Here is a 4,134-nt window from a genome sequence, read left to right as displayed (position 1 = left end):
TCTCATCTTTACCCCGTACTAAAATTTCAGATATTATAGCCTTTTACTTGTTTCCGGACAACCTCTAAAAGAGTTTTCTGATCTTATTGATAAAATAAAAGAACACCCTTTTAATGTTGAATTGATAAATAATACATTAGATTATGAAAAATTCAAATTCTACCTTCAGCAGGATTTTCTGTATTGTATAGATTGCGCTCGTGCTTTTTTAATTGTTGCAGCTAGAGTTGATGATATTGAAATGATGAGTAGTTTAATCAATTTGGCACAAGGAGCATTTTATGTTCGAGAACAGTATAAAAAATATTTTGAAGATTGTGATCTATCTGATGATCACAAAAAGTCAAGAGCTTGTTCTGCCTTTACTGACTTTTTCATGAGTGCCGCATATCACAATTCTGTTAATGAAGCTTTAGTAGCATCTTATTCTTGCTTTAACATATACCAAATCGTTATACGCCATATGGTAAATGAGATAACAACTAAAGGGGTTAAAAATAACAAATACAAAGAGTGGATCAACATTTATAGTAGCGAAACAGTAAATGCTGTAATTGATGAGGTTACTGATATTACAAATAAGCTATATAAAAAAGCTAGTGACTGTGAAAAAAAGAGGATGTATGAGTTTTTTAAGAAAGGGCTGGAATTAGAAATAATGTTTTGGGATGAGGCATATTACTCTAATATATCTAGCAAAGAATATTAGCAGCGGATTATTTACGTTAACTTGATCTTTTATCGGTAACTACAGTGTTCAGTGGCATAATTAGGAGCTGTTACGGGTCAAATCTTTTAAAGGATATAATTGAGCATCCTTTTAATGTTGAGTTAGCGAATAACACCCTAAATATAGAGAACTTCAAATTCTATGCTCAACAAAAGACGTTGTTCTTAGGTGATTATATTCGTACCACCTTAATTACTGCATCCAAAATGGAAGATTATAGTAGTATTATCTCGCTTGCTGAAGTAGCCCAAAGAGTAGTGACTGTTAATAGAATGCTATATGACTACTACTTTACTATGTACGGTATAAGTCGCGAAAAGAAATCTCTTGAGTGTTTTAATTTCACTAATTTTCTTTTATCCATCTCGCATAGTAATACCTATGAGGCTATGACGGTTTTGTATTCTTGCATGTTTATATACGAGACTGTCGTTGATAGCATGAAAAATAGATTCAAGAAAAATAATAGATATAGGGATTGGTTTAATTTTTGTTACAGTGATTCAGTAAAGTCTGGATGCATTATTTTGGAAAATATTGTTGATGGATATTGCAGCAGAGCAAGAGAAAACGAAAAGAGCAGAATGCTTGAGTTGTTTAGAATAACTGCACAATTTGTGTTAGATTTTTTGAACGGTGCATATAATTTTTCAAGATTCAATCAATTTCCTAAGGAACATTGACAATTTTAAGCTAATTTGTATCCTTAATAAGTATTTTTTAAAATGCTATGAAAAGTAAAGAACATGATTTTCATTTAGTGGATCCAAGCCCTTGGCCAATTGCTGTATCAGCAGCAATTCTTATTCTTGCACTTGGATTAGTTGGCGCGCTTCATAAACAAATTGTCGGAATGTTTTGTTTAGTTTTGGGAATCTCCGCAGTATCAGGGGTGCTGTTTTATTGGTGGAGAGATGTAATAAGGGAGGCCATTTATGACAAATGTCACACTGCCATTGTAAAACATGGACTCAAATTTGCAATGTACTTGTTTATTCTCTCGGAGGTCGTATTTTTTATAGTGTTCTTTTGTTCATTCTTTAAAGCCTGGCTTGATCCAGTTTTTTTATTTGAGGCGTTTTCTCCTGCAAAAAAAGTTGAATGGCCCCCTGAGGGAATTTTGCCACCTGATCCGTGGTCACTACCATTCATGAATACATTAATATTATTGCTTTCTGGTACAACAATTACTTGGGCAAATCACTCTTTACTTAAAAATGATAAAAAGAGCATGATTAAAATGCTGTCCATAACTATATTGCTTGGAGTTTTTTTTATAATAGTGCAAGCAATAGAGTATCATGAAGCGAGTTTTTCTCTACAAGAAACAGGAGAAAAGCTTATTTATACATCCAATTTTTATATGATTACCGGTTTTCACTGCGCACACGTTATAATAGGAATAATATTTTTATCAGTGTGTTTATTTAGAGCACGGAAAGGCCAATTTACACTTCAGGACCATTTGTGCTTTGAGTTTGCCTCCTGGTATTGGCACTTTGTAGATGTAGTCTGGATATTTTTATTTTTGTTTGTCTATTGGTTAAGCGTTTATTAAGTGGTTAAAATAATAGGTCTAGATCCAGGAATAAGCAAGACTGGGTGGGCCATTATCAGCCTGAACGAAAAAAATAATATTGAATTTTTGGGCGGCGGTACCATATCAACTGATGGTAAATTGGGTACAGGTGAACGCCTACATATAATTTTTGAACAATTAAAGAAAGTAATTTCCCTATACTCTCCGAATGAAGCTGCGGTGGAGAAAATTTTTGTTAATAAAAATCCTAAATCTTCACTAACTTTAGGATATGCAAGAGGGGTTGTAATTTTAGCGTTAAAAATAACAAAGCTAACTATGAATGAATATGATGCAAACTATGTAAAAAAAAGCATTACCGGAAATGGCCATGCTGATAAGGATCAGATTATATTTATGGTGAAGCAAATAGTTAAAAATTTGAGTATAAAATGCCACCATGCTGCTGACGCTCTTGCTGTAGCAATTTGTCATGCTTATACGAAAGGTTCTTGTTTTGTTGAGTAACTTTTATATGGGATTCAGTTTGAAGATTTCCAGATCTGGAAAAACTATTTGATTGTATTTATCTTGTCTAACGTTCGTTGCAAAATAATACATGCGGAGATTTTATCATCTATTTTTTTCGATTTTGTGATTGATATTCCAGTAATTTTTAGTGTATGAGTTGCGATAGATGTTGAGAAGCTTTCGTCTTGTAAGTATATATTTACTTTATATTTTTTTATTATTTTATTTGCGAATTGGATTATAGTTTTACACCATTTAGTTTCTTGCTCGTCCATTTTTAATGGTAGTCCTATTACCATTGATCCAGATTCATTTTCTTTGAATATTCTATGCAGATAACCTAAATCTTTGCTCATATTTTTTCTGTGATATATGCTATGAGCTGTGGCTATGAGCTGTGTTTTATCGCTAAATGCTATGCCTATTTGCTTTTCTCCCATGTCAAGGCACATTATGCGCTTATCTTTTGGAATAGACTTTAGAAACTCATCTGGATTTCTATGTAGCATCTATTAGACTTCCTTTAAAGTGACCTTACCAAAAAAGTGGAGAGAAAGTTAAGAAAATTTTTTACAAAAAGAATAATGAATCAAATTGCTCAGGAATGCAATAGACTTCTTGCATAACCCAAACTAAGTAGAAAAAAGGTATCATCTAAGTAGCTGACACTGGTTTCCATCCAAAAGGGCAGTGCCCCTATGATGTCATTCCAGTGCTTGACACTGGAATCCAGACTTTAATTGTTATACTTGTAAATAAGTCTGGTGAGAATAGACGTTCATCTCAAAATGCAGTATTTTTGTTGAAATAGCTCAACTGGATTCCAGCGTCACGCGCTGGAATGACGCCTTTGTGTTTGCATAGCTGTACGAACATTGTGATTTGAGAGCAATCTCCACAAGGGAGGATGTCATTCCAGTGCCCAGACACTGGAATCCAGGAAAAAGAATGGTGTCATCCAAGTAGCTGACACTGGGATCCAGAAGACTTAATTTCAACCAAATAATAAAGGCTGGATCCCAGTGCTTGGCACTGGAATGACAGCAATCCTACGTCATACCGCAATTCATTCGCGGTATCTCGGCCGCTAACAAGTAGCGGGATGACGGTTATCGTTTAGCTACAAACATTAAGAAATTTACCAAACGAAAAAAAAGGCAAAAGAAGCCCCGTGGTTGGCTAATTACTTACATTATACTTTCAAGTATGGCGTTTTTTTATTCTAAACACTTAATAACCGCAATTTAGCTGCTTTTAAGCCGCAACTAATCTAAATTATAAACGTTAAGAAATTTACTAAACAGAAAAAAAGGCAAAAGAAACCCTAGGGTAGCTAGTTATTCACTATCCATTT

General features: G+C 33.9%; 6 protein-coding genes. 4 read left to right on the top strand and 2 right to left on the bottom strand.

All coding sequences use genetic code 11. The features are described 5' to 3' along the window. The first annotated feature begins 85 nt into the window (after positions 1-85). The 4 genes from OZD62_RS03675 to ruvC are packed head-to-tail and all read left to right on the top strand — an operon-like array spanning position 86 to position 2,777. Positions 86-709: a TenA family protein gene (locus tag OZD62_RS03675; RefSeq protein ID WP_051955865.1), complete on the top strand. Its 624-nt coding sequence runs from the start codon at positions 86-88 to the stop codon at positions 707-709. Positions 710-753: 44 nt separating this feature from the next. Then, complete coding sequence (locus tag OZD62_RS03670; protein ID WP_010962391.1) at positions 754-1,413, top strand: TenA family protein; 660 nt, start codon at positions 754-756, stop codon at positions 1,411-1,413. A 47-nt stretch (positions 1,414-1,460) separates the two neighbouring features. Next, on the top strand, positions 1,461-2,288 hold the full coding sequence (locus tag OZD62_RS03665; protein ID WP_006279354.1) for a cytochrome c oxidase subunit 3: 828 nt from the start codon (positions 1,461-1,463) through the stop codon (positions 2,286-2,288). Continuing rightward, entirely contained in the window at positions 2,289-2,777 is a 489-nt protein-coding gene (gene ruvC / locus OZD62_RS03660; protein ID WP_038199503.1) for a crossover junction endodeoxyribonuclease RuvC, read from the top strand. It begins immediately after the preceding gene. A 44-nt stretch (positions 2,778-2,821) separates the two neighbouring features. On the opposite strand, the gene ruvX is transcribed toward ruvC, so the two are convergent. Both ruvX and OZD62_RS03650 read right to left on the bottom strand, forming a co-directional pair. Then, positions 2,822-3,289 carry a Holliday junction resolvase RuvX gene (gene ruvX, locus OZD62_RS03655; RefSeq protein ID WP_010082183.1) on the bottom strand — a complete coding sequence of 156 codons (468 nt, stop codon included), beginning with the start codon at positions 3,287-3,289 and terminating at the stop codon, positions 2,822-2,824. Between the two features lie 303 nt (positions 3,290-3,592). Continuing rightward, entirely contained in the window at positions 3,593-3,778 is a 186-nt protein-coding gene (locus OZD62_RS03650; RefSeq protein ID WP_275019455.1) for a hypothetical protein, read from the bottom strand. Between the last annotated feature and the right edge of the window lie 356 nt (positions 3,779-4,134).

The sequence above is a fragment of the Wolbachia endosymbiont of Drosophila seguyi genome, from assembly GCF_028981765.1.
In the GTDB taxonomy this organism is placed as follows: domain Bacteria; phylum Pseudomonadota; class Alphaproteobacteria; order Rickettsiales; family Anaplasmataceae; genus Wolbachia; species Wolbachia pipientis.
The sequence above is the reverse complement of the archived record's forward strand: the minus strand, read 5'-3'. Positions and strand labels throughout refer to the sequence as shown.